Origin of the sequence: Erwinia endophytica (genome assembly GCF_009295515.1) — a bacterium.
Classification (GTDB): Bacteria; Pseudomonadota; Gammaproteobacteria; order Enterobacterales; family Enterobacteriaceae; genus Erwinia; species Erwinia endophytica.
On the sequence record NZ_RQVV01000022.1, the window covers coordinates 37,171 to 63,085 of the forward strand.

A 25,915-nucleotide genomic window follows, 5' to 3' on the forward strand; every position below is an offset into this window, starting at 1 on the left:
ATGACTTTTGACTGGAATTATTTCCTGGGCCTGTTGACTGACGCTGACTTCTGGCTGGCAACCTGGACCGTGTGCAAACTGAGCCTGGCCAGTTGGGCAATAAGCATCGTACTGGGCTTCGTGCTGGCGCTGGGTAAGCAGGCGACACGGCCCTGGCTGTCCATTCCCGCCCGCGTGTATATCTGGCTGTTCCGCAGCCTGCCTCTACTGGTGCTGCTGATTTTTGTCTATAACCTGCCGCAGGCGCTACCGGGGTCTTCGGTTCTGCTTAGCGATCCGTTCTGGGCCGGGCTGATTGCGTTGGTACTGAGCGAAACGGCCTATATCGCCGAGATCCACCGCGGCGGATTGTTATCCATTCCCAAAGGACAACGTGAAGCCGCTCGCGCCCTCGGTCTGCGTTATAGCGGAATTCAATGGCGGATCATTATCCCACAGGCGATCCGCGTATCTCTGCCTTCACTGGCAAACGAATATATTTCCATCGTCAAACTCAGCTCGCTGGTGTCGGTTATCTCGCTGACCGAGATCCTGATGGTCGGTCAGCGCCTTTATTCGCAAAACTTCCTGGTGATGGAAACCATGGCGGCGGTGGCGTTCTACTATGTGTTTATCGTCACCGTATTCGACTTTTTACTGAAAAGGCTGGAACGTTATCTGGATGTGAGCCAACGCAACACCGCCAGGCCGCCCGACCCGACGCTATTAGCACTCGCTCACCAACCGTTACCAACCGTAGCACGCCCGACGACCGAAGCGCAGGTTCCGGCTTTGCAGGCATCGAAACTGCACAAAGCCTATAATAATGTCGAAGTGTTGGGCGCGGTTGATCTGCAAATTCAACCCGGCGAAGTGGTCTCGGTTATTGGTCCATCCGGCTCAGGTAAAACCACGCTGATTCGTTTGCTGAACGGTCTGGAGCAAATTGATAATGGCGAGATCCGCATCAACGGCCAGCCGTTTATCCATCTGCTCCAACAGGGGGCGCAAAAACCACGTTTTATTGAGCATGATAATCACCGGCTGAACATTGGCATGGTATTTCAAAGCTTTAACCTGTTCCCACATCTGACGGTGCTCAATAACCTGCTGCTGGCACCGCGTTACCATCGTGCCGCGCCGTTGAGCGCATTGAAACATCAGGCTTGCGTCCTGCTGCAAAAAGTCGGCATGCTGGAACACGCAATGAAGTATCCACATCAACTTTCCGGTGGTCAGCAGCAGCGCGTAGCAATTGCCAGAGCGCTGATGATGCGTCCGCAAATTATGCTGTTCGACGAGCCGACCTCGGCGCTCGATCCGGAAAAAGTGCATGAGGTGCTCCAGGTTATCGAAGCGCTGGCCAAAGAAGGCATCACCATGATTATAGTGACCCATGAGATGAACTTTGCTTTTACCGTGTCGGATCGTATCGTCTTTATGGAGAAGGGACGCGTGGTTTATGATGACGCGCCGCAAGCCTTGCGGGATGGGCACTACCCGCGGATCAACGCCTTCCTGAAAGACGTTAACTTTGCCGTGAGTGAAACACGAGGGACTGATGAGAAAGATAATCCTTGATACTGATATCGGCGTGGATGATGCCTTCGCACTGGCTTATGCCGCGAAAACGCAAAATATCCTGGGGATAACCACCGTTTTCGGCAACGTGCCCGTGGCACAGGCGGTTAAAAATGCCAAATTATTCTGCCGGGAAATCGGCCTGGATGTCCCGATCTTGCGCGGTTGTTCCCGCCCACTGGCATTGCCACTGCACGCGAACGCCACGGATGTTCATGGCAGCGATGGCCTGGGCGATGTACTGGACAATCCGTTTGATGATCGAGCCGGTAACGCAGTTGATTTTATTATTGAAACCGTCAGGGCGCAGCCAGGTGAAATCACCCTGGTGGCGATTGGGCCGTTGACCAACCTGGCCTGTGCGATGAATCAGGCGCCGGATATCATCCCGCTGGTCAAAGAAGTGATTATCATGGGCGGCGCTTTCGGCACCCACGGTCATGCCGGCAATGTGACGCCGCACAGTGAATTCAATATCTGGAAAGATCCACATGCCGCCGATCAACTGCTCTCTTCAGCGTTGCCAGTGGTTATCCTGCCACTGGATGTCACCCATGAAGTACAGATCAGTGGCGAGGACATTCGCGAACTGAATCAGCCGGTGTTAACCGCTATCTCACAAGGCTATTTGCGCTACAGCCTGGAAAAAGAAGGCTTCGAGGGTATGGCGCTACACGATACGCTGACAATTTCGTGGCTGAATCATCCGCAGTGGTTTACCACCGTACAGTCCCCGGTGCGGGTGGTGACCGAAGGCATTACGCTCGGCCAGACGCTGCGTAAACTGACCCCTTTAGCCTCCCGTTATGATCCTTTCGCCCATTGTCGGGCACAGACATTGTGTTTAGCGGTACAGGCGACGCAGGTCAAACAGGCTTTTCTGCACAGTCTGCGTCTGGTGAACTGAGCAACATGCAGTATTGGCTGGCGGGTATTGAAGATCAGCGCTTCGCTTGCAACATCAACGATCCCACGACGTTGACAGGCAATACCGTGACTGCTCGCAGCAATAGCATACTGCCCGTCCGTGCTCCTCAATAACCTGCTGATCATGGGTCAGAACGCGAATAATCCCCAGCATGACCATGCCTTATCAGTCAAAAACAGTGCCCTGCCGCCAGGGGAATGGCAGGCTCGTTAGCCTTAAACAACAGCGCCGGCTTGCTGCCAGCCAATTCTGCGTTGCCGTTACGCACCGAAATCCAGTTACCTTCCGGCAGGCCAATCACCTGCAACTGGGGATCGAGCGCCAGTAACTCGCGAATACGCTGCTCTCGTGTTTCTCCCTGATGTCCTTCCGGCAATGCGTTGGTAAAGTGTGGGTTGATCTGCAATGGCAGCAGATTCAGCGCATCCAGACCACCAGGATCGACAATCGGCATATCATTGGTGGTCCGAATGGTCGGGCAGGCAAGGTTGGCGCCGGCACTCCAGCCAACGTACAGCGCGCCCTTTTTCACCGCCTGGCGGATCGGTTCCAGCAGGCCCTGCTCACGACACATTTTCAGCAAATGAAAGGTATTGCCGCCGCCGACCATAATGACTTCCGCGTCCGCAATCGCCGCCCGTGGATCTGCCACGGTATGAATGCCGGTGATCGCCAGATTCAGCGAGGCCAGCGCCTGCCTGACTTTTTCGGTATAGGCGTCATGGCTCTGGGTCACGCCGGCAAACGGAATAAATACCCCCCGACGACGCTCGCCCAACTGTGCCGTCAGTGGCGCAAGAGCATATTCAAGATAAGCCAGGCCCGGCATAGCCGAGTTACTCAGTAACAACAGATCCATTTTTCTTTCCTCTTACAGCAGATTACTCAGCAGGTCAGCCAGCAATTTATTCGACAACACCACCGGCACCGTGACATGTTGCGCACAGATAGCCTGATGCCAGCCAGTGTAACCGATGCAATCGGTAATGATCACCTCAGCGCCTTGTTCAGCCAGAGAACGCGCCGCGGCGGCCACCTGCTCTTCGCTGGCGGTATATGGCGAAGCGACAGCAAATACCGGCGTCTGCGCCGCACTGTGCCATTTTTCCAACTCACTGGCGATCTGCGCCGCCAGCGGCACCAGGATCCCGGCACGGCGGCTGCCCACCAACGCATTCAACGTTGGCGGCAGGATGCGGTCCGGCTCAATAAGCCAGGCGTGTTGGCTGCGCAGATCATGGAACTCACCAGTGCAAAGAATGACGATAATTTCGCAGTCCTGCGCCTCCAGCCAGTCGATCTTCTGCTGGATAGCCTTAGCCACCGCCGGTTTTCCCATCACTACCGCACGTCCGTCCAACAGGCGTGAAGTCAACAACGCATCGCCGGGCTGCGGCGCAAAGCGCTCAGCGATCGCCGCGTCATCCACCCCGTCCAGCACACCGGCATGCAGGCAACTGACGTGGGCGGGCAATGCGGCGTCAAGGATCGGCGTAATATCGCTGCGCGGCGCCTGTCCGATGGTCAGTGTGCCTATTTTACGCATCGCCATGTCAGACTCCCGGTTGACGTTTCTGCAAATGCGCCAGCGAACCATAGAGATCCAGCAGACGCTGATATTCAGCCTTGTCGTAAAACTGGCAACTGCCACGGGTGAATTCTTTCGCCACTTCCACCGCGTATTTGCAGGCCAGCGCGATATCGGTTTCATGGCTGGCGCCAGTACCACAGCCCGGAACAATCCCGACGGAGGTAATCGCCACACCAACCACCGGCGCGCGGGTGGCAATCGACGGCTGCAAGATACTGTTAAGATGGTAGACGCCATTACCGTATGGCGTAATGTCCTGGATGGTAATCGGGAAGGTGACCGGTAACTGGCCCGTGGTCATTTCCATCACCCTCAGCAGATCCTCTGCAACCCGCAGGATGTAGCCCTCTTTGACGGTTGGCGAAATAGCAAAGCCTTTATGGTTGATGATGCGGTTGCCTTTGGTGGTATCGATCGACAGTACCGCATCCATTTCCTCTGAGACTTCCTGCTCGTTCATGTCTTCGGTCGCAATCGGCGAGTCCATAAAATCAACCGGTTGATGTGGACGCGTTGGCGCATCCGGGCAAATATGCGTGGTGACAATCACATCGCCAGGCAGACTGTCGCCCTGACGTTGCATTTCAGCCAGTTTCAGCGCGCTGGCAATCGCCGCGATAGCACCATCGGCGTCAGACACCAGGCCGATACGCCCCGGACGCGCGCCAATCCCTCCCAGACGGCCAACAATGCCCAGAGTCGGGGCCGCCCCGCCGCCCCGCTTGCCTGTCACTCCCGGAATGACGATTTTAACAAAATCGGTACTCCCTTTATGACCCGTGACGACCTGTACGCTGACCTCAACATGACGATAATCGCGGAACAACGCTTTCACCCTGTCGCCACTGGCATAAGCGCTGTCAAGTAACTCAAAAACCTGTAATGTTTGTTGTAAACTCATCACGATATTCCTGATAGTGCGAGGTTATTTTTTCCCGCCCGGCAGGACGGAACTGAAGAAACTGAACAATGCATCGCCGGCGATCAAACCCGCCGCCAGGACCTCGATTTTGTTACGTGCCGCCACGCCGCCGATACGTAGCGCCGCCGTACGAATAACAATGCCGATAATCATCGCCCACCCCGCCAGCGGATTGTTGATCAACAGACCGGTAGCCAGCATAACGCCCATCTGACGCCCTGGTCCGCCAAGCAATTGAATAATCGCCCCTGGAATCGCCCAGATCAGCAAGGATTTGGCGATCTCCAGCGAAACGCCAGCATTAATAGCAGCGACATAGACCTTCGCCACTGGCGGTATCAACCCCTGCGAGAAATAGTCACGGAAAATAAGCAGTACCACGGGTATCGCCACCACAAAGGCGAGCATCGCCGCGAACAGTTGCTGACGACGCCCTTCCAGCTCAAAACGGCTGTGGCACCCTTTTCCGCGCAGGATCCAGCCCGCCTTCAGGTCATAGCCCATATCAGCAAATGCCGGACCGGTCGCCGCAGAGAAACCACACAACATCGCCAACGCATCCGCCGGGAAGCCGATCAAAATACCGATAAGTAAGGTAATCAGCGCCACGGCAAACGCAGGAAACCAGCCGGAATGCATGGCGGCGAGGCCGACGATCATCTCGTGAAGGAAAGCGGCAAAAGCTGCGTAGAGCACAAACGCCAGCAGCCATGGCAGCGACAGATGCGCGTACAAACCGCTGCTTAAGGCGATCAATACCGCAATCGCCATAAAACCAAGCGCACCAAACCGAAGAGTTTTGCCCATCTGCTCATTTTGTGCCGCAGGCAGTGACGCCTCGCCATCATCTGCGACCACTGAAGGCGCTTTACGTTGGCGGATAAGCTTGATTATCTGCAACAACGCTATCACTCCGGCCCCCGCCATGACGCCATGTGGAATGTATAATTTGTTGAGATCGCTGTTGAACAGCGACGGTGAATAACCTCGCAGCAGGAAGCCCACGCCCAGCATCCCCAGCGCCCAGATATTACCGATAAATGCAGTGCCCAGCGCCGCCATCGGAAATTTGAACCAGGAGCCGATCGCGCCAATGACGATGCCGACACTCAATAAAACCGCCTGTTTACCGCCCTGATCTCCCGCTTTGATCGACTCTGCCGCCGCAATTCCCGGCGGCCATGCGCCTTCAGCGGGGAAAACACGGGTGTTAAACAAGCGGTAGAGTAGCCAGCCATCCAGCAACATCGCCAATGCCACACCGATGAACATTGGCATCACCATCTCCTGACGGCCAAACAACCAGGGAATGGCTATCGGCAGTAATAAGGAGTTCGCGGCGCCAAACGTCGCGGCGGAGGTGGCGCTCTGCGCGAGATTCTGAATATGGATGGAACGAAAACGAACGCAACATTGCAACGGAATGCGCGCAATGATCATCGCCGCCATCGCGCCGATAATCGCGGTGTTCGGCGTGACGCCAAGTGTGGTCAGCAGTTGGACGCCGATGATGGCGCCAAATACGCTGAGCAGCAACAGCATAAGCAATGTAGCGGGAGCGAAAGCGCGTGGATGAGTTTCAAGCTCCCCTGATGGGGTTTCTGCATGGGCTGTCTGACTCACAGAGATTCTCCTGGCATGGACAAAAGTGAAAAACTAAAGCGGTTGACGGATCAATGGATCACCGGTCTTCCGGGCAATGGCAATGGCGGTTTCTTTCAGCAACACGGCGATACGTTGCCGTTCTTCAGGGGTCGCGAGCGCCTGCGGGAATGAGAGGCAAAACGCCACAGCTTCGTGGGTTACTGGGTCACCCACCGCACAACTGACCGAGGCGGTGTTAGCAATAGATTCATTAATCGCACTGGCGTAACCGGTATCGCGGGTACGGGCCACCGCCGCTATCAACGCGCTGGCCTCCAGCTTACTGCCGCTCAGCTGCGCCACCACCGGTGGACTGGCGAAGAAATCATGCAGTTGCGTATCAGTGAAACGCGCCAGCAGCGCCCGCCCGGTTGAGGTTCCCCATGCCGGAGAACGGGAACCGGGCCAGGTGACCCTCGCCAGAGCATGGCGGCCATGGATAACACGCAATACCAGAATTTCCTGGCTATCGAGTATTGAGATGTAACCGGTGTAGCCGGTGCGTTCACACAGGCCACGTAGCGCAACATCGACGTGGTCGCTGAGCGTTTGCTGGCGACTGGCCAGATGCGAAGCCGACACGATGAGCGGCCCCGGTAAAAAGGTTCCCTGTTGCGGATCTTTTTCCAGGTAGCCATAGCTTTCGAGCTGGCTCATCACCCTCGATGCGGTACTTTTCGGCATGCCAAGATGGCTGATGAGATCATTGATGCGAATGCCACCCTGCAGGGTGACCATCAGTTTGAAAATGTGGGCAGTGGTTTCAAGTATCGACATCAGCGTGTCTCATTTTATGGGACCATAATCCATTTAATGAGAATGCAAAATTGATACCACATTTTAATGTATTGATTTAAAAACGTTTATCACTTTTATTTCCTGATATTGCCTCACATTAGCAAGCCATTGTGGTGCAAAAAAACAGACGACCTGCAACGATGCACCACCGGTGACATACCGATAAAAGCGGGACTATGTGCGTTGCGATGCCACGGCGTAATGTCGGACGAGATCAGCATAAATCATCCCGTTGCTTTGCTGCGGGTTACCAATCGGGAGAAGGGAAAGGTGGGGGAAATAAATAATATGCTCAGGGTCACCCTGAAAATAAAAGCAATAGATTGATTTAACAGGATAATCCCTTCCAGCCCGCAATGGATGGAAGGGACGGGAAGCCAGTGTTATACCTCGATATCCGCGGTATGGCCATTTTCCTGCAGCCAGTTACGGCGATCTTCCGACCGCTTTTTCGCCAGCAGCATATCCATTACCGCCATGGTCTGATCGATTTCATCATCTTCAATGGTGAGTTGCACCAGACGACGGGTATTGGGATCGAGGGTGGTTTCACGCAGTTGCAGAGGGTTCATCTCACCCAGACCTTTGAAGCGTTGCACGCCTGGCTTGCCTTTCTTGCGCTTAAGTTGATCCAGAATGCCCTCTTTCTCTTCTTCGTCCAGCGCATAGTACACCTCTTTACCGAGATCGATACGGTACAGCGGCGGCATCGCAACATAGACGTGGCCATTACGGACCAGCGCGCGGAAATGGCGAACAAATAAGGCGCACAGCAGCGTGGCGATATGCAGCCCATCGGAGTCCGCATCGGCGAGAATACAGACCTTGCCGTAGCGCAGTTGACTCAAATCTTCGCTGTCGGGATCGATGCCGATCGCCACCGAGATATCATGCACTTCCTGCGAGGCCAGCACTTCATCCGAGGAAACTTCCCAGGTGTTGAGGATCTTCCCCTTCAACGGCATGATCGCCTGGTATTCTCGATCTCGCGCCTGCTTAGCCGAACCGCCTGCGGAATCCCCTTCCACCAGGAACAGTTCGGTGCGGTTCAGATCCTGTGCGCTACAGTCAGCCAGTTTACCCGGTAACGCCGGTCCGCTGGTCAACTTTTTCCGCACCACTTTCCTGGCGGCGCGCATTCGACGCTGGGCGCTGGAAATAGCCAGCTCCGCCAACATCTCCGCGGCCTGCACGTTTTGATTCAGCCACAGACTGAAGGCGTCCTTCACCACGCCGGACACAAAGGCCGCGCACTGGCGTGAAGAGAGACGCTCTTTGGTCTGACCGGCAAACTGCGGATCCTGCATTTTCACCGACAGCACGTAGGCACAGCGCTCCCAAATATCTTCCGCCGACAACTTCACGCCGCGCGGCAAAATATTACGGAATTCGCAGAACTCACGCATGGCGTCCAACAGTCCCTGACGCAGACCATTGACGTGCGTTCCCCCCTGCATGGTCGGGATCAGGTTGACATAACTTTCAGTCAGCAGTTCGCCGCCTTCCGGCAACCACAACAGCGCCCAGTCCACCGCTTCAATATCACCGGCAAAAGAACCGACAAACGGCTTTTCCGGTAAGGTCGGCAGACCATTCACCGCTTCAAGCAGATAATCCGTCAAGCCATCGGCATAACACCAGCTCTGCTCAGTATGATTAAGCTGGTCTTTAAAAACAATTTCAACGCCCGGGCACAGTACCGCTTTCGCCTTTAACAAGTGGCTCATGCGTGAAACGGAAAAGCGCGGACTGTCGAAGAACGACGCATCCGGCCAGAAGCGTACCCGAGTACCGGTATTGCGTTTTCCTACCGTCCCGGTGACGTGCAAATCCTCAACCTTATCACCGTTTTCAAAAGCCATTTCATAGACTTCCGCGTTACGGCGCACAGTCACTTCCACCCGTTTTGACAAGGCGTTAACCACCGAAATCCCTACGCCATGCAGACCGCCGGAAAACTGGTAGTTTTTGTTGGAGAATTTACCGCCGGCATGCAGACGACAAAAAATCAGCTCAACGGCAGGCACCCCTTCTTCCGGATGAATATCAACCGGCATGCCTCGTCCGTCGTCAATAACTTCCAGCGACTGGTCCGCGTGCAGGATAACCTCAATACGTTTGGCATGACCCGCCAGCGCCTCATCAACGCTGTTGTCGATCACTTCCTGGCCTAAGTGGTTGGGACGTGACGTATCGGTGTACATTCCCGGACGACGACGAACGGGTTCAAGGCCGCTGAGTACCTCAATGGAATCAGCGTTGTAGCTGGATTGAGTCATCTTATAAATCTGATTAGTAGCTAAAAATGATTGGCCATGCCGCGCGGCTCACTTCAACTGCCTGACAAACCAAGGAAGTCGAGGATCGCGGAGAAATGGCGTTCGAATCCGACATAAGCATGATTACCGCCCTCTTCTACCGTCTGACGACAAGCGCTGTAATAAGCCAGCGCCTGACGGTAATCGAGCACCTCATCGCCCGTTTGCTGAAGCAACCAGACTAAATCAGGCGATTCCAACGGGTCAATCTGCATCACTTTCAGATCGTAAATGTGGCGAGACTCTAACACATATTGCTGACCGGTGTACGGGTTCTCGTTGTCACCAAGGTAATCCACCAGCAACTCAAAGGGCCGGACAGCGGGGTTCACCACCACAGCAGGCAACATGAAACACTGCGACAGCCAGGTGGCATAATACCCGCCCAGCGAAGAACCCACGATCCCCAGCGGCTCCCCCGCCGTGGACAACACAAAATTTTCCAGCTGCAGCGCGACATCTGCCGGAAAGACCGGGAGCTGCGGCACATACAGGCGGATATCCGGATGATGGGTGGTCAGCCACTGACGAAACTGACTGGCCTTGGCAGACTGAGGTGAACTGTTGAAGCCATGCAAATACAGCAGCGTCGCCATTACTCATATCCTTCAGCATCAAGATCCGGACTGAAAGCGCGGGTCTGCAGACGCTCGACCACCGTCTCCACCCGACCATCTTCATACAGTTCCAGCCAACGCCAACCCGGCGCCTCAGAATCAATAGTAAAATTGGTACAGTGTGGTTTGAACTGGACACATGTGGAAGGCGTGGCCAACAGACGGCGTCCATTCCAGTTCAGATCCAACTCCTGGTGGATATGACCACACAGCAAGGTGGTCACCAATGGATAATGTTGCAACACCGCGTCCAACATATGCGAATTACGCAGGCTATGCTGGTCAAGCCAGATACAGCCCGACGGCAGAGGGTGATGATGCAGTAACACCAGCGTGTAACGATCTGGCTCAATCGCCAGCGTTTTATCCAGCCACTCCAGTTGATAATCGCTTAGCTCGCCATGGGGGACGCCAAAGACCTGGCTATCCAACAGCACAACCTGCCAGCTGTCGCCCACCAACACGTGCTTGGCGTCAGCAATTTGCGCCTCAGCCAGCGTGTTGAACATGGCCGGCTGAAAGTCATGATTGCCCGGTAGCCAGACACAAGGCGCGGGCAGACGCGCAATCCCCTCAGCGAAATGCTGATAGGCTTCGGCAGTATGGTCCTGAGCCAAATCGCCGGTGGCGACGATCAAATCATAAGATTGCTCACTGGCCAGGATGGCCTGCAGCACCGCGTCAAAACTGGCCCAGGTATTCACACCCAGCAACGTTTCGTGTTTACCAGCGAAAAGATGGGAATCGGTTATCTGTAAGATCCTGATTCGGCCCCCACTTTCCACTGGAAGTTTTAACAGGCTATCCAATCACAATCCTTAGGGTTAACACCATCGCAGAAGGTATCGTCACTGACTCAACAAACCAGAGCAGCCACCGCGCCATGCGCTAAACAATAACGCAACCAGTCAGCGAGAAACTGATTTATCTGATGCTTTTCATCACGCTGATGCAGTTTTTTATTCGGATAATCATAGCGTGCTTTAAAACGATAGATCTGCTGAGTGGAACACACTTCCGCCACCATCGCATCGTGGTAGAGCCGAACAGACATCGCTGGCAGGCTCCAGTAACTCACCACCGGAGCAATTTGTTTAATCTCCACCAGCGTAGTGTAGCGCGTCGATTCCTGGATGGTCACCGTATAGCGGGCACCATTAACCTGATATGTCACTGACTCACCCGCCTGGTCCTCTTTCGGCAACAGGCGACGTAACTGCGCGAAATTCGTTTCACACAAACGCATCATTTCAGGGAAATCAGGTACGTAGCGCTTAATCATTAGAGTTTCCACTCGTCTCGAAGTTTTTTATGGTGTAACTCCAGCCATTGTAAAGCGATGACCGAGGCCGCGTTATCTATTTTTCCTTCTTCCACCCACTGATAAGCCTGCTGGCGGCTGACCACATGGACAAGAATATCCTCATTCTCTTCCTCCAGACCATGGTTTCCCTGCGCCACACTGGCATCCACTTCTCCCACCAATATCGCCAGCCGTTCGCTGGTACCGCCCGGACTGGCCAGATAGCTTAGCACTGGCTTGACACGACGCGGGGTTAAGCCCGCTTCTTCGACGGCTTCGCGGCGGACCACATCTTCCGGTGTTTCTCCGGGCTCAATGATCCCTGCGACTAATTCTAACAGCCATGGCGTCGCGCTGCTGTCAAAAGCGGGGATACGGATTTGTTCAATCAACACCACTTCGTCCCGTATTGGGTCATAGGGTAGCAGCACGGCGGCATGACCGCGCTCAAAGACGTCTCTTTGTACTTCATCACTCATTCCACCGTTAAACAAGCGATGGCGAAAATGGTAACGAGTGAGTGAAAAAAAACCACTATAAAGCGTCTCTCGTGCAATAATTTCTACATCGTTTTTGGTGAAAGTCACTGGATATTTATGACTGGTATCCATCCGGTTCCTCCGTATGCTGGTTATGGCAAAACAAGAAAAAACATTCCCGATTTTGCTAAGAGTGTAGTTCTTGATGAATTATTTGAGTAAATTGTGGCAACATGGCACTTTCAGCCAACTTACTGCTTTAGTTTACTCTGCTAAAATCGGCGATAATTTTTGTCTTACGTCAGCGCTACCATAGCAATTTTGCGGCACAACAAGGAATGCAAATGAAGAAACTGCTCCCGTTACTTATTGGCCTAAGCCTGGGTGGCTTCAGCGTCGCCAGCCAGGCGGAAAACTTACTGCAAATCTATCAGCAGGCACGGCTGTCTAACCCTGATCTTCGCAGTTCTGCTGCTGATCGCGATGCAGCATTCGAGAAAATCAATGAAGCCCGCAGTTCACTGTTGCCACAGTTAGGTTTGGGGGCGGATTATACCTACAGCAGTGGTTACCGCGACAATAGCGGTCTGCACTCCAACACCACCAGTGGTTCCCTGCAACTGACACAGACCATTTTTGATATGTCGAAATGGCGTTCGCTGACCTTGCAGGAAAAAACGGCGGGTATTCAGGATGTGACCTATCAGACGGCCCAACAGAAGCTGATCCTTGACACCGCCACGGCCTATTTTAACGTGTTAAACGCTATTGATACGCTGTCTTACATTGAGGCCCAAAAACAGTCGATCTACCGTCAATTAGATCAAACCACCCAACGGTTTAACGTGGGTCTGGTCGCTATCACCGACGTGCAGAACGCCCGGGCACAATACGACAGTGTGCTGGCAAATGAAGTGACCGCGCGTAACGATCTGGACAACAATTTGGAAACGTTGCGTCAGGTCACCGGCAACTACTACACCAACCTGGCTTCGCTGAATATCGATCGCTTCCAGACTGAAAAACCACAGCCGGTTAATGCGCTGATGAAAGAAGCAGAGAGCCGTAACCTGAGCCTGTTATCAGCCCGTCTGAATCAGGATCTGGCACGCGAACAGATTCGTTCAGCGGAAACCGGTCACATGCCAACGCTGGACCTGACCGCATCGACGGGTCTGTCCAACAGCAATTACGGTGGTCGCCGCGCGAACCAAAGCTCTTCCACGACTGACAACATTTCCGGCACCAACCAGGTGGGTCTGAGCCTCTCGATGCCGTTGTACAGTGGCGGCGCCGTGAACTCACAGGTGAAACAGGCGCAGTATGCTTACGTTGCCGCCAGTGAGCAGTTAGAAAGTGCACACCGTACGGCTATCCAGACCGTGCGTTCTTCTTTCAACAACGTGAATGCGTCAATCAGCAGCATCAACGCTTATAAACAGGCCGTGGTTTCCGCGCAAAGCTCCCTTGATGCGATGGAAGCGGGTTATCAGGTTGGTACCCGTACTATCGTTGATGTGCTGGATGCCACCACCACGCTGTACAACGCTAAACAACAGCTTTCCAATGCGCGTTACAGCTACATGATCAATGAACTGAACATCAAGTCCGCATTAGGTACGCTGAATGAGCAGGATCTACAAGCGTTGAATGCCCGTCTGGGTAAAGATATCCCGACCTCGCCAGACAGCGTCGCGCCAGAAAACCCACAGCAGGATGCCATGGCGGATAATGCCCGGTTGGTTTCCTCCTCCGCTAAAGTGGGTACGGCGACACAGAGCGTATCCGGTAATACACGTAATCCGTTCAGGCATTAATTTTTTTTCCTCACCATCACCTGATGTCTGTATCGACATCAGGTGATGGTTTTCACTTTATTCACTCAGATCCCGCCATTTTTTATCACCTGTTCCTGTCCCTGTCTCTGCCGCAGATATATTGCCTGTACGAACGCAATCGTTTTTATCCTGCTACTTGAATAAATTAGGGTCTCATTTAATTTTTTTAAAATTTTTACTATTCCTCTCTTTCAGCAGAAAGTGTTTAAATGCGTTCAAACCGACCAACAATAAAAAATCGCTCATGGGGAAAGTTTTAATCATTGAACCCTGCTCTTATGCTCGCATTGGGCTTTCGTCAATGTTGGGAAATAAAGAAATAAAGTATGATGCATTAAATGAATGTTTCTTTTCATCTTGTCAACCTTGTGAAAGAAACATTAAAAAACTTTTCACCTACATCAAGAATGAAAAATTTTCTCTCGTCATCGTTGGAAATATTAACGCTATCTATGGACTACAGGCTTCAACGGCTTTCATTTGTCGATTTCATCAGGAATTCGGAGAGAAGAAAAAAATTGCTTTATTCAGTCACGCGATTAGATTGCAGATACTAATGGGAATTTTTGGTATTAATGTGGAAACTATTGATATATCCAGTTCAGTCAACAGCATAATCACTCAGATTTTTGACATTATGAACAGTCCAGAAAGAGGCTATATTAGTACCGCTTCACCGTCGCCGCTTTCAAAAAAACAACGGGAAGTCATGTGCTATTTTTTTCAGAATATCACTATGGTGAAAATGGCTAAAATACAGGGTGAAAATGCTAAAACACTTTGTGTGCACAAAAGAAGAGCATTACGTAAACTGGGTATTACCCACCCAGCCCAGTTGCTGAGCATCAGTCGTGAACGACAATTAGAACTCATTAGCAAAGGAAATGCATAGCGTAATGAAACTCGGTGTGGATATTATCGAGATTGACAGGATCCGACGTGCGCTTGAGAACAGTGGTGACGCCTTTTCTGAACGCGTATTAACATTATCGGAACGAGCCACCCTTAACCCGGTGCAGGAAAATACCGCACGCTTCGCAGGTATCTGGGCCGCCAAAGAGGCCGCAGTAAAAGCACTGGGAAGTGGGTTTCGCCATGGTATCGCATTTCATGACATTGAGATCCGCCATGATGAATCAGGATGCCCTTTCTACCATTTCAGCGGCGCATTTTCACGACTGGCGATGGAACTGAACATCCAGTCCGCAACACTCAGTATTTCCCACTGCGCCGCCTATGCGGTAGCGGTGGCTGCGTTAATTTAAGCAAGGGAGAAATCAATGGTTACCTATACCGATTTGGCAGGGAAAAACGTGCTCATTACGGGCGCCAGTGGCGATATTGGGCTTGCCCTCTGCCGCCAGTATCTGCGCCAGCAATGTCAGGTGTGGGCGGTGGGTAAAAACAATGTTGAGCCGTTGGAAAAAATGCAGCAATCCGATGTCAACGGTAGCAATCTGCATGTTCTTCGCTGTGATATCACCCAGCGAGAAGAAGTCAATCAGCTGGCTGAAGTTCTTGCAGGCCAGATCAAAGAACTGCATATATTGATCAATAATGCCGGACTCTGTCGCGATACCTTGTTTTCAGAAATGAACTGGGAAATGTTTGACGAGGTGATTAAGACCAATCTTTATGGCACCTTCAACGTCTCCAAAGCACTATTCCGTCTGCTCAGTTTTGCCGACCATGCCGCCATTGTGAATATTTCCTCTATTGCGGGCCTGACCTCCAGTTTCGGTCAAACTAATTACAGTGCGGCGAAAGCCGGGGTTATTGGTTTTACACGTACCCTGGCAGCTGAATATGCCGCACGCGGCATTCGTGTGAACGCTATCGCTCCCGGCGTTATTGAGTCGCGCATGGTAAAAAAAGTTCCTCGCCAGATTATTCGCGCCATTATGTCTGCTATTCCGCTCCGTCGTCAGGGGAATGTCGACGAAGTCGCCAGCGTCGCGCTGTTTTTAAGTTCTGCCGCCGCCAGTTACGTTGTCGGTCAAACCCTGATCGTCGACGGCGGACTGATTATGCGTTAAATGAAAGGATGCACCACATTGAAAATGACCAAAAGTCTTGTTCCCCCATCATTACTTTTAAAAATGGGCGCATGGCGTTCACCTATGTTTATGGTTGATCGCATCGTCGATTTTTCACCCGGTGAACAGGGAAGTATTACAGTAATTAAGCATGTTGCGTTTAATGATCCCTATATCCCGGGTCACTTTCCGGACAATCCCGTTATGCCAGGGGTGATGATCGCGGAAATATTTGGCCAGGCCAGCGAGTATTTAAGCCTGCTGAATGATTATTGCCATGCGCATGAAAAAGCAACAGGAATGACTATAAAAAAATTTGATGATATTTCCCGCTCACTACAAACGCCAGAAGGCAGCGAACGTGTTCTGGCGGAGCGTTATCGCATCGTGGGTTTTCTTGCCGCTCAGGATTTGAAATTTAAACATGTCGTCGTTCCTGGCGACACGATCGAAGTGACCAGTCAGTTAGATATGGCGGACAGCAATGGCTTTTATCATTACAACGTCAATGCCCGTGTGGGACGGCATGTCGCCAGTCAGGGAAAAATTATTAACTTCCGTGTTGAGCGTTCTCGTGCGGAAAATCGTGGTGCAATGATTAATTAGTATCAATGGGAACTTAACATAATGGGAAGCAGCACGTTACACACAGCTATTGAAGAACGAAAAGCGATGTTACTGGAAGTCAAAACCGGATTAATTGAGCGCCTGAATCTTTATCAGACACCCGAACAGATTGATGACGATACTCCCCTGTTTGGCAGCGGTTTAAAACTGGACTCGGTTGACGCTACCGAGTTGCTGGTCTTGCTGGACAAAAATTTTGGGATCCGCGTTAACGAAGGAGACGATCCTTCTTACATGCGCAGTGTGAATACACTGGTGTCATTCATTATTGATAAAAAAGCACAGAATGCCCTGTCTGGCGAGCCCCTGGCGCCGCAGGGCTCCTCTGCCACAGGAGACCATTGATATGAACCATCTCACTGAGTTGCATCATCAAAATGGCGTCCGGATGACTGAGCGTAATGGTAAAACCGTGCCAGCCCGTTACAACTCGCCGGAACAGGAACACCTGGCGGTTCGTCGTCACATCCTCCTCAGCGATTATTCGCACTTTGGTCAGGCCAAAATCAGTGGCGAAAGCGCATGGGAGCTCCTTAACGTGCTGGTCAGCGGCGACGTCTCTTCCATCCGTGATGAACAGGCGATGTATACCCTGATGCTGGACGATGATGGAAAAATTATTACTGACCTCTATATCCTTTGCGATGAAGAACATTATCTGCTGATTTCTGAATGGCTGTCCGGCGATGAACTGTGTGAAAAGATGCAGGCAGTGCTGATCTCGCGAGGAGATGAATTCGACGAGATTGACGAGATCGTGGCGCTTGATGATCACGGGATACTGCATATCGAAGGCCCCTATAGCTGGGAACTCCTGGTAGAGCGCTATGGTATTGACGTGGCGGGTCTGCCTTTCCAGGAACACATGCACGTCGCCGACGAACTGACCTTGCTGCGCTCCGGTAAACATGGCGAATACTCCTACAAACTCATGGGGGAGTATGCCGAACTGGCAGAGGCCTGGCCCCAGTTGGTCGAGGCGGGTGAAAAATTCGATATGCGCTGTGGCGGTCTCGACTACCAACAGCAGGTTCGTCTGGAAAACCCCTGCTGGCAACCAGAGACCTTGTCCCACCTGAGCCGTTGCCCGATAGAACTCCAACTGCAATGGATGGTCCGTTATGACAAAGACGACTTCATCGGGCTGAGCGCCCTGAAAGCGCGCCTTGAAGCCGGGCCGGATAACCGGGTGATTGGGATGAGCATCGAAGGACAACCCGAGTGGTTCCCACAGCGCGGAGAGCAGGTCTGGCTGGACGGCGAGGTGGTCGGGCAGGTGATTGAATGTGGCTACAGCGCGGATCTTGATAAGACCATCGGTCGCCTGTTTCTGGACACCCGTTTCGCATGGGCGGATCTGCCTGGATTCAGCGTCCGTTCGTCCGGTGGGCAGGAAATCATGTTGAAAACCGCCGCCGTACCGTTTGCCCGTAACTACAGCTTCCTGGTCAATCCCACTGAGCACAGCTACATCGATACCAGTCGTCCGCGTGATCTACTCCAGCAGCTTGAGTGGCAGAAAGCCCGTGAAGAAGAAGAACGGGCCGCCGCCGCCGCAACAAGCAACGAGTAAAAAAGTATGGCAGGCGGGCACCGTTCAGCCTGCCAGCTAAAGGATTGAGTGCCAGGGAAGAGAATATCATGCTGATAAAACGTAAACGGGTGGTCATCACCGGAATGGGGCAGTTGTCATCCATTGCCAGTGACGTGCCAGAATTTAAACAGGCATTGAAAAATAAAATCTGTGGGATTCAACCCAGCGAGAAGTATCTGCGCTGGTTTAAAGATGCCAACGCCTCTGAAGTACGTCACCCCATCGAACTGCCTGGGTTAAACCAGGAACAGATCGCCTCAATGGATAATGCCGCGCTCTGGGCTTACAAAGTCGGCCATGAGGCGCTGGAATCGGCACGCCTGGACGATCCGGCACTCCGGGAGCAAACGTCGCTGATCATTGGCGTCTCGTCTGCCGGAACCGAAGCGTTTATTCCACTGTTTGAAAACCAGCCGAATGACTTTTCGTTAAAAAAAGCCATCGTCTGCGGTTGCTTCTCCTCCTGTAGCGCGATTGTGTCATCCCTGCTGGGGCTCAAAGGCGGATTTGAACTGTTGGCCACCGCCTGTACAGCCAGCACGAACGCGATGGGCATCGCTTTTGACCAGATTCAGAACAATAAAAACCACACCGCACTGGTTATCGGCACCGAACCTATCTATCTGCCCACTTTTGCCGGTTTCTATGCTCTGCAGGCGATGAAGACCACACCGACCAGTCCCTTCTCCGGTTCACCTGGCATGTCTATTGGTGAAGGCGCGGGAGCGCTGCTACTGGAAGAGTACGAACATGCCATTGCCCGTGGCGCGACTATCTACGGTGAAATGGTCGCTTACGCCACGTCAGGCGACGCCTACCATGAAACCGCCCCCGATCCTCGCGCCGAAGGGGCGGTACAGGTCATGAACACCGCGCTGGCAAACGCGCATCTGACGCCAGCGGATATTGATTATATCAACGCGCACGGCACCGGGACTGAGGCTAATGATCGTTGTGAAACCCTGGCGATGAAAAAGGTCTTTCCACAAATTGCCGAGATCCCGGTCAGTTCCACCAAGTCTTATATCGGCCATAACATCGGCGCAGCAGGCATTATCGAGTTAATTGCCTGCTTTGTGACCCTGGCCGACGGCCAGATCCTGCCTACGCTAAATTTTGGCGCGCCACGCATTAATTGCGATCTCAACTACGTGCCAAATGACTTTCAACCAGGTGACGTTAAGTTGTTCATGAAAAACAACTATGCGTTTGGCGGCAATAACTGTTGCGTAATTGCCAGCCCGAAAGCCGGTATCGCGCCAGAAACAGCGTATAAACCACGGCGCGTGGTCATCAGCGGACGGGGCATGGTGACCTCGCAGGGCCACGATCTGGCGACGGTCATGGAACGCTTGTGGCAGGACAGCGCACCGCAAAATCTACTTCCCCTGACGCTGGATGATGAAACCCGTCAACAGTTTGAAGATATGATGGACAACCTCAATGAAAACAGTGAGATCCAGTCTTTTCTCTTCGAGCGCTACGGCACAGATGAAGAATGGCGTAAAAAGTTACACAGCCGGACATGGCAGCATCAGATTTCCGGCCTCGAACCCCGAAAATATCTGCGCCGTTTCGATCCGCGCAAGGCTGATGCGGTCAGTACCTATGCGCTGCTGGCGCTGACTCAGTCGATGAAAGAGGCCGAACGCAAAATTAAGCGCGACGGCCACCAACTCGGCTTAGTGTTAGGCATGTCTCGTGGCCCACAAAAGCGCGTTGAACGTTACCTGAACAGCCTCTATCCCGATCCTAATAATGTGCGAACGTCTGAGTTTCCCGGTTCGCTGATGAATGCTATCTCAACCTTCTGTTCCATTGCCGAAGGGATTAAGGGCTACAACACCACACTGGCGACCGGAATAAACGCCGGACTCGGCGCGCTGACGTATGGTTATGAACTGATCCGCCAGGGAATACAACCTGAGGCGATTGTCGGCGGCGCGGATGAGTCGATGAGCCTGTTCTCAACCTATCTTCAGGCGCTGCATCGTCAACTGATGATGACCGATTCCCCTGACAATTATCAGCTTTATAGCGCTGAGCATAACGGGTATTTCTCCGGCGAAGGCGCGGGAATGCTGTTTATCGAAGACTACGAGCGAGCTCAGGCTCGCGGCGTTCCGATACTGGCGGAAATTGTCGGTTATGGTAAAGCCAACGGAACCGGGTACTTTGAGATTGATAATACCGCTGAGAACACCCAGGCGATGGCCCGCGCTATCCGCCAGGCGCTGGAAGAGGCCCGGGTTTCTCCTGCGGCGGTTTCACTGATTTGCGGCTCAAGCATCGGGACCCGCAGCGATAATCAAACCGAGATCGACGCGGTACGTGAGGTCTTTACTCACCATGCCAGGACCATCCCCTTCGTTAACTACAATGCCTGGTTCGGTGCGGTTGAATCCTCGATGGGCATCCTGAACGCCATTGTCGTTTCTGAGATGATGCATCGCGGTGAAATCCTGCCGATTCCGCATACCAAATCATTCTGCGCCACAGACATTAACTTTGTGACTGAACGTCAGCCACTGGAGGTGGAACTCGCGCTGGTTCTGGGATCAACGGAAGGGGGCAACCACTACGCCATCTTGTTGAGGAAATGGGTATGACCATGGGCGGTCAGGCGGTGGCGCTGATCGGCCGCGGCGTGTTTAGCGCCTTTTCCCGTGATGTGCCGTCACTCATCGCGGGCCTCAGCGAAGGGCGCTATATTCCCTCCCGCCACTGGTTTGCCGGAGATCGCGAACGGGAAATGATGAACATGTTGATCAATCCCTTTTATGCCCCGCTGCCCAGTCAGTCATCACACCGTAGCCTGTCCCCCAAACAAGTGCGACAACTCCTGATTCAGGTTATTGATCAAGCACTACACGAAGCAGGCCGAAATGTCAGCTTTCTGTCCGGCGAGCGAGTACGAATGTACATCGGCGCGAACGGGCTGAGGACGGATATCGCGGAAGTCGTCGGCTATGTTGATCGTAACGATCCTGAGGATCTGCTGCTTTACCCTGAAATCAAGAAATTACACGCGCAATATTATGCTCAGGATGCGCTCAGTGAAAAACTGGCCGCTCACTACGGCCTGACCCATCCCCCCGCCACGCTTTACAGCGCCAGCGCTTCATCAATGTCTGTCGTCCATCTTGCCCAGGCCGCCATACGCAGTGGTCTGATCGATGTGGCGCTGGTCGTCAGTTGGGTGGACATTCTTTCCCAGGATATTCTGTTTCTGGCCGCACAAAATATGCTGGGCGAGTCGCCTGCCAGCCCGTTCAATGGCAGAGAGAGCAGCGTGCTGCTCAGTAATGGCGCCGCCGCCCTGTTGCTGTGTGGTGAAGACGTTGCCCGGCAGGAAGGGTTGTCGCCAACCCTGTTTCTCGACAGTTGCGTCAGCTATCAACATAGCGGAGCGCGGGATAATGCCGCGGGCGCTGATTCCCGTACCGTAACACATTCCATTACGCAGGCGCTGCAACAGGCCGGACTCACCACTGCAGACATTGGTTGTATCTTTCCTCATGGCAACGGTATTCCGGCCAGCGACAATACCGAGGCCATGGCCATTCGTAAGCTGTGGGGAGACGACAGCGTACCGGTGACGAGCTATAAAGGGCAGTTGGGTTACCTCTCTACCTGTAGCGCACTTGTTGATCTGATCCTGGCTTGTGACGCCCTGGAAACACAACGCATTCTCCCCTTCCACTCCCCGACCCCTGTCGCCCCTTCACAGCGCCTCAATCTGCCGGTGAATACTGCCGCCCCCTGTCCATTCAGGCAACCGCACGTGCTCAAAATCGCGCTGGGCATGGAAGGGTCGATTATCAGCGGCATACTGTCCCGCCGGGAGGGCGTCTGATGACCACGCCAACCCGCCACATGAACCTGATCTCATTGCAGATCCAGGAACCCGCGGGGCTGCCGTTACGTTTTCAGCCCGGTTGGCACAATGTCTGGGAGGCCTCGCTGCATAAGCAGTCACTGCGCCGGACCCGCGCCAGTGACTGGCTGTTTCGCCGTTTTGGCAGCGACACGCCGCTCGCGCCACGCAAAACCCATCTGCGGGATAACATGCAGGCCTTTAGCGACACCTGTCATCTGGCGCTTCAGCGCCCACTGGCCCGACAGTGTCTGCGCCAAAAAGGGAGCAAAAATGCCCTGATCTATTTCGATTCCTGGGGCGAAAGCAGCCTGTTTGAGGATATTGATAACTGGCGTGACTCTCTGTTCGCTGACATCCTGCCGAAAAAGATCGCTTACACCTATGCGCTACAAACTTTCAGCGGCAAGTTGCGGGGTGAACGGAATGGTTTTTTGCTGGCGCTGCAAATGGCCCAGGACTGCCTGCACAGCGGGGTAGCCGATAATGTGGTTATCTGTGGGCAACATCGCCATTTCCCGGTGCTGACCATGTCTGAAGCGCTCACCTGGTCACCCTCCCCGGCATTCACTCAGCGCAATAATGGCGCGCTGATCGCCGTAGAGCGCAACCTTTGTATGCTGGTCAGCAAACCGACCGATACGCTGCCAACGCTTTTTCTCCATCCAAGGATAACTCTGCCTGCGGGGAATAAAGCCAGCGTCGCCTTTATGGCCGAACGCTGGCGGCACGCCGCGGGGATGCCGATCTACAGCTCATCCCCCCCGATGTCCGCCCTGCAAACACGTCTACAGCGTGCGGCTGAAAGTTCACAGGCCGCACACGTTTCGCTGTTCGCCAGGTACGGCGACAGTGGAAGTCTTAATCCCGCTCTGGGCCTCAGCCATTGGTACAACAACGGCGCACCGCAGAGCGCGGGGCTGGTGAGTTGCCTGCACAGTGAAAAGCACTGGTGGTTACTTGAATGCCAGCCTGCCGGCGTCATGCCGCCACCGCACACTCAGGACGATATCAGCGTTAAGGAGAACATTGCCGCGCTATGAACACACAACCTCTTCAGACACTGCCGCTGGCCTTTATGCAGCGGGCCAGTAAAAGCTATGGCGATCCGGCTAATCCGGTTCACGCCCTACGGGAGATTACCACCGAGATCCATGATGGCGAGTTTATCGCGCTCTGTGGGCCTTCCGGCAGTGGTAAAAGCACCTTGTTGAACCTGTTAGCCGGCATTGATGAACCGGTCAGCGGGCAGGTTTTTTTGATGGGGAACGATCTCGCCAAACTGAACGACCGGCAGATGGCCCGATTGCGGGCTGACGCCATTGGCTTTGTCTTTCAGTTTTTTAACCTGTTGCCGGTACTGAGCGTCTTTGACAATGTTTACTACCCACTGATGCTCAACGGCTTCAGACGTCATGAAGCGCGTGAAAGCGTGATGCACATCATTGAGAAAGTGGGCCTGATCGACCACTACAAGCGACAACCGGGCGAACTTTCCGGTGGCCAGCAACAGCGTGTCGCCATTGCCCGGGCGCTGGTGAAAAATCCCCGTCTGGTGGTGGCGGATGAACCTACCGGCAACCTCGATACCCGTACGGGGGAAGAAATTATCGACCTGCTGCTGGCGATGAATCAGGAACTGAAAACCACCTTTATCATCTCCACGCACTCCCCGATATTACGTGATCGCGCAAAACGTGTGCTGCTCATTGAAGATGGAAGGATCAAGGATGATTTCATTAATGCCTAGGAGATGTTTGCCTGCCGTCGGGCTCCTGCTGGCAGGATCGCTGACATGGCCCGGCGTGGGCTGGGCTGGAGAAGCCGACCTGGAACGGGTACAACCACTGGCAGCGACCAGTGTCACCGCTCAGGCCCTGCTGTTGATGAAGGATACCCAGGACAGCAGCCAGGTGAAAAAAGCGGTGGAACTTTTGCAACAACAGTTGCACCACACGCCGGATGACCGCACGGCAAGGCTGTTTTATGGCTATGGACAACTTTTTCTGGCTGGCGATTTCATGCTGAAAAAGAACTATATGCGCGCCGCAGAACTCTCGAAACAGGGCTTTTATGCGCAGGATCAAGCGGCCGAGCAGGAACCCGCCAACTGGTCTCTGTTCTATCTGCGTGCGCGGATGGATGCCTTCGTCCCGGCAGAAAATGGTCGATGCGTGGTGGCAAACAAAGATCTTGATACGCTGGCAGAGGATCCTGCCGTTCCCGCGTCGCTCCAGCCGATGTTGACGCTGATGCGTGCCCGTGCAGAGCAAAGCTGCGCGCACCCGGCGCTGGCAGAAAAAGCCAGACAGTCACTGCGGCAGATGGGGAACCAGGGAACATCACTGCTCCCGTTGCTGAATGGCGCTGCGCCTTCCTGGCGCGCGGAAGAGATAAACGATGTCCTTCTGCCCCTGATGGAGGCCCGACCATGAGCCACTTCCTGTTTATCGTCTCGAATATTTTAATCGTCTATTCACTCTGCGTGGTGCTCTATACCCTGGTGAGCAAACCCACTGATATTCGTTACACCATCCTGAATTTATTCCGCCACCGCCGCCGTTCGGTGATAACCCTGCTGGCAATCACCCTGGGTGGCGTGGCGGTGTTCATTTTTGGCGGGTTTGTCGACTATTCATTTTACGCACTGCGTGAACAAACGATCCGTACCAACCTTGGCCATATCCAGATTTACCAGCAGGGCTACATGAGCAATGGCAACAGCCGTTCACTGCAATACACCATCAAAGATTATGACAAGGTAAAAGCGGTGTTGCTGGCCGACCCCACCATCGCCGCACAGACGAAAACGATCACCGGACAGCTGGAATTTTCAGGAATCATCTCGCAATACGACAAAGGGGTTTCGACCTTTTTTTCCGGTGTGGGGATCGAACCGGAAACATCGCTGCTGTTGGGTGCGCTGGACACCATTATTTCCGGTAGCGACCTGTCAGCGGTAAAACCCCTGGATATCACCCTGGGCAGCGGCGTCTCCAGCATGCTATCCGCAGGCTATGACAGTTGGACTGATCTGCTGGTGGTGAATCCGGAAGGCGGTCAAAACGCCATGTCCGCCAAAGTGCGCGGCGTCTTTCGCTCCGGGATAAAAGAGTATGACGATACGGCAGTAAAAATTCCGCTGACCACCGCGCAGCATCTGCTACAGACAGAAGATGTCAGCAAAATCATTCTGTTGCTGCAAGATACCAGCCAAACCCAGGCGGTCATGGCGCGTGTAAAAGAAATAGTGGCGCAACATCATCTGCCACTGGAGGTACATGCCTGGGACGAACTGGCGATCTTTTATCATCAGGTCGTCAATCTTTTCGAGGGGATCTTCTTCTTTATCAAAGCGATCGTCAGCATCATCGTGGTGTTCATGATCGGTAATACCCTGATGATGAATGTTATCGAGCGCACGAGAGAAATCGCCACCCTACGCGCGCTCGGCCTGAGTAAAAGTTATATCGGCCGCCTGTTTATTCTTGAGGGGATCATCATCGGGTTAATTGGCGCCTTACTCAGCGTCGGATTTGGGCTGCTCATCGCTGCCCTGATCAATATCAATGGTGTTCCGATGCCGCCCTCGCCTGGCTATACCAAAGGTTATTTGGCGTTTGTGATGTGGGATCAGGATATACATCTGTTCTGGTTCTCCTGCGCCCTGCCGCTGGTGACCGCGCTGATTGCCTCCATCATTCCTTCGCGTCGTGCCGCTAATCTGGTCATCGCCGAAGCTTTCCGTTTTGTTTAAGTCAGGATAAAAGCGTTTTTATTAAG

General features: G+C 53.4%; 25 protein-coding genes. 15 read left to right on the forward strand and 10 right to left on the reverse strand.

The window, feature by feature from the left end:
- Together EH228_RS06765 and EH228_RS06770 are read left to right on the forward strand one after the other, a co-directional pair.
- Positions 1–1,560: an amino acid ABC transporter permease/ATP-binding protein gene (locus EH228_RS06765; protein ID WP_152320912.1), complete on the forward strand. Its 1,560-nt coding sequence runs from the start codon at positions 1–3 to the stop codon at positions 1,558–1,560.
- Positions 1,541–2,467 (forward strand): nucleoside hydrolase, encoded by a 927-nt coding sequence (locus EH228_RS06770; RefSeq protein ID WP_152320913.1) that lies wholly within the window; start codon positions 1,541–1,543, stop codon positions 2,465–2,467. Before EH228_RS06765 ends, EH228_RS06770 begins: the two co-directional genes overlap by 20 nt.
- Before the next feature lie 190 nt (positions 2,468–2,657).
- Here the strand turns inward: EH228_RS06770 and pepE are convergent, their stop codons facing one another.
- The 10 genes from pepE to nudF form a co-directional block, all read right to left on the reverse strand.
- Entirely contained in the window at positions 2,658–3,347 is a 690-nt protein-coding gene (gene pepE / locus EH228_RS06775) for a dipeptidase PepE (protein WP_152320914.1), read from the reverse strand.
- 12 nt (positions 3,348–3,359) lie between these two features.
- Positions 3,360–4,040, reverse strand: a complete 681-nt coding sequence (locus tag EH228_RS06780; protein WP_193323288.1) for an AroM family protein — start codon at positions 4,038–4,040, stop codon at positions 3,360–3,362.
- Position 4,041: 1 nt separating this feature from the next.
- On the reverse strand, positions 4,042–4,980 hold the full coding sequence (locus tag EH228_RS06785; protein WP_152320915.1) for a DUF1177 domain-containing protein: 939 nt from the start codon (positions 4,978–4,980) through the stop codon (positions 4,042–4,044).
- Between the two features lie 24 nt (positions 4,981–5,004).
- On the reverse strand, positions 5,005–6,543 hold the full coding sequence (locus EH228_RS06790; protein WP_152320990.1) for an OPT/YSL family transporter: 1,539 nt from the start codon (positions 6,541–6,543) through the stop codon (positions 5,005–5,007).
- A 114-nt stretch (positions 6,544–6,657) separates the two neighbouring features.
- Complete coding sequence (locus EH228_RS06795) at positions 6,658–7,422, reverse strand: IclR family transcriptional regulator (protein WP_152320916.1); 765 nt, start codon at positions 7,420–7,422, stop codon at positions 6,658–6,660.
- A 404-nt stretch (positions 7,423–7,826) separates the two neighbouring features.
- Positions 7,827–9,722 (reverse strand): DNA topoisomerase IV subunit B, encoded by a 1,896-nt coding sequence (gene parE, locus EH228_RS06800; RefSeq protein WP_152320917.1) that lies wholly within the window; start codon positions 9,720–9,722, stop codon positions 7,827–7,829.
- A gap of 53 nt (positions 9,723–9,775) precedes the next feature.
- The gene (gene yqiA / locus EH228_RS06805; protein WP_152320918.1) at positions 9,776–10,357 is read right to left on the reverse strand and encodes an esterase YqiA; all 582 of its coding nucleotides are present in this window, start codon (positions 10,355–10,357) and stop codon (positions 9,776–9,778) included.
- Complete coding sequence (gene cpdA, locus EH228_RS06810) at positions 10,357–11,187, reverse strand: 3',5'-cyclic-AMP phosphodiesterase (protein WP_152320919.1); 831 nt, start codon at positions 11,185–11,187, stop codon at positions 10,357–10,359. Before cpdA ends, yqiA begins: the two co-directional genes overlap by 1 nt.
- Positions 11,188–11,234: 47 nt before the next feature.
- Complete coding sequence (locus EH228_RS06815) at positions 11,235–11,660, reverse strand: DUF1249 family protein (protein ID WP_152320920.1); 426 nt, start codon at positions 11,658–11,660, stop codon at positions 11,235–11,237.
- Positions 11,660–12,292 (reverse strand): ADP-ribose diphosphatase, encoded by a 633-nt coding sequence (nudF, locus tag EH228_RS06820; protein ID WP_152320921.1) that lies wholly within the window; start codon positions 12,290–12,292, stop codon positions 11,660–11,662. Before nudF ends, EH228_RS06815 begins: the two co-directional genes overlap by 1 nt.
- 212 nt (positions 12,293–12,504) lie before the next feature.
- Between nudF and tolC the strand changes: the two genes are divergently transcribed.
- From tolC to EH228_RS06885, 13 genes are all read left to right on the forward strand, one after another.
- Entirely contained in the window at positions 12,505–13,977 is a 1,473-nt protein-coding gene (gene tolC / locus EH228_RS06825) for an outer membrane channel protein TolC (RefSeq protein WP_152320922.1), read from the forward strand.
- Positions 13,978–14,242: 265 nt separating this feature from the next.
- Entirely contained in the window at positions 14,243–14,890 is a 648-nt protein-coding gene (locus tag EH228_RS06830) for a helix-turn-helix transcriptional regulator (RefSeq protein WP_152320923.1), read from the forward strand.
- Positions 14,883–15,263, forward strand: a complete 381-nt coding sequence (acpS, locus tag EH228_RS06835) for a holo-ACP synthase (protein ID WP_240116245.1) — start codon at positions 14,883–14,885, stop codon at positions 15,261–15,263. The genes EH228_RS06830 and acpS overlap by 8 nt, the downstream gene beginning before the upstream one ends.
- A gap of 15 nt (positions 15,264–15,278) precedes the next feature.
- Positions 15,279–16,034 carry a 3-oxoacyl-ACP reductase FabG gene (gene fabG, locus EH228_RS06840; RefSeq protein ID WP_152320924.1) on the forward strand — a complete coding sequence of 252 codons (756 nt, stop codon included), beginning with the start codon at positions 15,279–15,281 and terminating at the stop codon, positions 16,032–16,034.
- A gap of 84 nt (positions 16,035–16,118) precedes the next feature.
- Entirely contained in the window at positions 16,119–16,640 is a 522-nt protein-coding gene (locus EH228_RS06845; RefSeq protein ID WP_240116246.1) for a 3-hydroxyacyl-ACP dehydratase FabZ family protein, read from the forward strand.
- A gap of 21 nt (positions 16,641–16,661) precedes the next feature.
- Complete coding sequence (locus EH228_RS06850) at positions 16,662–17,006, forward strand: phosphopantetheine-binding protein (protein ID WP_152320926.1); 345 nt, start codon at positions 16,662–16,664, stop codon at positions 17,004–17,006.
- Between the two features lies 1 nt (position 17,007).
- Complete coding sequence (locus EH228_RS06855; protein ID WP_193323289.1) at positions 17,008–18,234, forward strand: aminomethyltransferase family protein; 1,227 nt, start codon at positions 17,008–17,010, stop codon at positions 18,232–18,234.
- A 68-nt stretch (positions 18,235–18,302) separates the two neighbouring features.
- The gene (locus EH228_RS06860; RefSeq protein WP_152320928.1) at positions 18,303–20,864 is read left to right on the forward strand and encodes a beta-ketoacyl-[acyl-carrier-protein] synthase family protein; all 2,562 of its coding nucleotides are present in this window, start codon (positions 18,303–18,305) and stop codon (positions 20,862–20,864) included.
- A complete protein-coding gene (locus EH228_RS06865; protein WP_193323290.1) occupies positions 20,861–22,111 on the forward strand; it encodes a beta-ketoacyl synthase N-terminal-like domain-containing protein in 1,251 nt (416 codons plus the stop codon). The genes EH228_RS06860 and EH228_RS06865 overlap by 4 nt, the downstream gene beginning before the upstream one ends.
- Positions 22,111–23,175: a hypothetical protein gene (locus EH228_RS06870; protein WP_152320930.1), complete on the forward strand. Its 1,065-nt coding sequence runs from the start codon at positions 22,111–22,113 to the stop codon at positions 23,173–23,175. Before EH228_RS06865 ends, EH228_RS06870 begins: the two co-directional genes overlap by 1 nt.
- Entirely contained in the window at positions 23,172–23,882 is a 711-nt protein-coding gene (locus EH228_RS06875) for an ABC transporter ATP-binding protein (protein ID WP_420841451.1), read from the forward strand. The genes EH228_RS06870 and EH228_RS06875 overlap by 4 nt, the downstream gene beginning before the upstream one ends.
- On the forward strand, positions 23,875–24,567 hold the full coding sequence (locus EH228_RS06880) for a hypothetical protein (protein ID WP_152320931.1): 693 nt from the start codon (positions 23,875–23,877) through the stop codon (positions 24,565–24,567). Before EH228_RS06875 ends, EH228_RS06880 begins: the two co-directional genes overlap by 8 nt.
- On the forward strand, positions 24,564–25,889 hold the full coding sequence (locus EH228_RS06885; RefSeq protein WP_152320932.1) for an ABC transporter permease: 1,326 nt from the start codon (positions 24,564–24,566) through the stop codon (positions 25,887–25,889). Before EH228_RS06880 ends, EH228_RS06885 begins: the two co-directional genes overlap by 4 nt.
- The last annotated feature ends 26 nt before the right edge of the window (positions 25,890–25,915 follow it).

What these genes read in the sequence shown, in the direction of transcription:
- EH228_RS06765 (WP_152320912.1), top strand. Translation starts at nt 1, where the DNA reads ATGACTTTTGACTGGAATTATTTCCTGGGCCTGTTGACTGACGCTGAC.
- EH228_RS06770 (WP_152320913.1), top strand. Translation starts at nt 1,541, where the DNA reads ATGAGAAAGATAATCCTTGATACTGATATCGGCGTGGATGATGCCTTC.
- pepE (WP_152320914.1), bottom strand. Translation starts at nt 3,347, where the DNA reads ATGGATCTGTTGTTACTGAGTAACTCGGCTATGCCGGGCCTGGCTTAT.
- EH228_RS06780 (WP_193323288.1), bottom strand. Translation starts at nt 4,040, where the DNA reads ATGGCGATGCGTAAAATAGGCACACTGACCATCGGACAGGCGCCGCGC.
- EH228_RS06785 (WP_152320915.1), bottom strand. Translation starts at nt 4,980, where the DNA reads ATGAGTTTACAACAAACATTACAGGTTTTTGAGTTACTTGACAGCGCT.
- EH228_RS06790 (WP_152320990.1), bottom strand. Translation starts at nt 6,543, where the DNA reads ATGCTGTTGCTGCTCAGCGTATTTGGCGCCATCATCGGCGTCCAACTG.
- EH228_RS06795 (WP_152320916.1), bottom strand. Translation starts at nt 7,422, where the DNA reads ATGTCGATACTTGAAACCACTGCCCACATTTTCAAACTGATGGTCACC.
- parE (WP_152320917.1), bottom strand. Translation starts at nt 9,722, where the DNA reads ATGACTCAATCCAGCTACAACGCTGATTCCATTGAGGTACTCAGCGGC.
- yqiA (WP_152320918.1), bottom strand. Translation starts at nt 10,357, where the DNA reads ATGGCGACGCTGCTGTATTTGCATGGCTTCAACAGTTCACCTCAGTCT.
- EH228_RS06815 (WP_152320920.1), bottom strand. Translation starts at nt 11,660, where the DNA reads ATGATTAAGCGCTACGTACCTGATTTCCCTGAAATGATGCGTTTGTGT.
- nudF (WP_152320921.1), bottom strand. Translation starts at nt 12,292, where the DNA reads ATGGATACCAGTCATAAATATCCAGTGACTTTCACCAAAAACGATGTA.
- tolC (WP_152320922.1), top strand. Translation starts at nt 12,505, where the DNA reads ATGAAGAAACTGCTCCCGTTACTTATTGGCCTAAGCCTGGGTGGCTTC.
- EH228_RS06830 (WP_152320923.1), top strand. Translation starts at nt 14,243, where the DNA reads ATGGGGAAAGTTTTAATCATTGAACCCTGCTCTTATGCTCGCATTGGG.
- acpS (WP_240116245.1), top strand. Translation starts at nt 14,883, where the DNA reads ATGCATAGCGTAATGAAACTCGGTGTGGATATTATCGAGATTGACAGG.
- fabG (WP_152320924.1), top strand. Translation starts at nt 15,279, where the DNA reads ATGGTTACCTATACCGATTTGGCAGGGAAAAACGTGCTCATTACGGGC.
- EH228_RS06845 (WP_240116246.1), top strand. Translation starts at nt 16,119, where the DNA reads ATGTTTATGGTTGATCGCATCGTCGATTTTTCACCCGGTGAACAGGGA.
- EH228_RS06850 (WP_152320926.1), top strand. Translation starts at nt 16,662, where the DNA reads ATGGGAAGCAGCACGTTACACACAGCTATTGAAGAACGAAAAGCGATG.
- EH228_RS06855 (WP_193323289.1), top strand. Translation starts at nt 17,008, where the DNA reads ATGAACCATCTCACTGAGTTGCATCATCAAAATGGCGTCCGGATGACT.
- EH228_RS06860 (WP_152320928.1), top strand. Translation starts at nt 18,303, where the DNA reads ATGCTGATAAAACGTAAACGGGTGGTCATCACCGGAATGGGGCAGTTG.
- EH228_RS06865 (WP_193323290.1), top strand. Translation starts at nt 20,861, where the DNA reads ATGACCATGGGCGGTCAGGCGGTGGCGCTGATCGGCCGCGGCGTGTTT.
- EH228_RS06870 (WP_152320930.1), top strand. Translation starts at nt 22,111, where the DNA reads ATGACCACGCCAACCCGCCACATGAACCTGATCTCATTGCAGATCCAG.
- EH228_RS06875 (WP_420841451.1), top strand. Translation starts at nt 23,172, where the DNA reads ATGAACACACAACCTCTTCAGACACTGCCGCTGGCCTTTATGCAGCGG.
- EH228_RS06880 (WP_152320931.1), top strand. Translation starts at nt 23,875, where the DNA reads ATGCCTAGGAGATGTTTGCCTGCCGTCGGGCTCCTGCTGGCAGGATCG.
- EH228_RS06885 (WP_152320932.1), top strand. Translation starts at nt 24,564, where the DNA reads ATGAGCCACTTCCTGTTTATCGTCTCGAATATTTTAATCGTCTATTCA.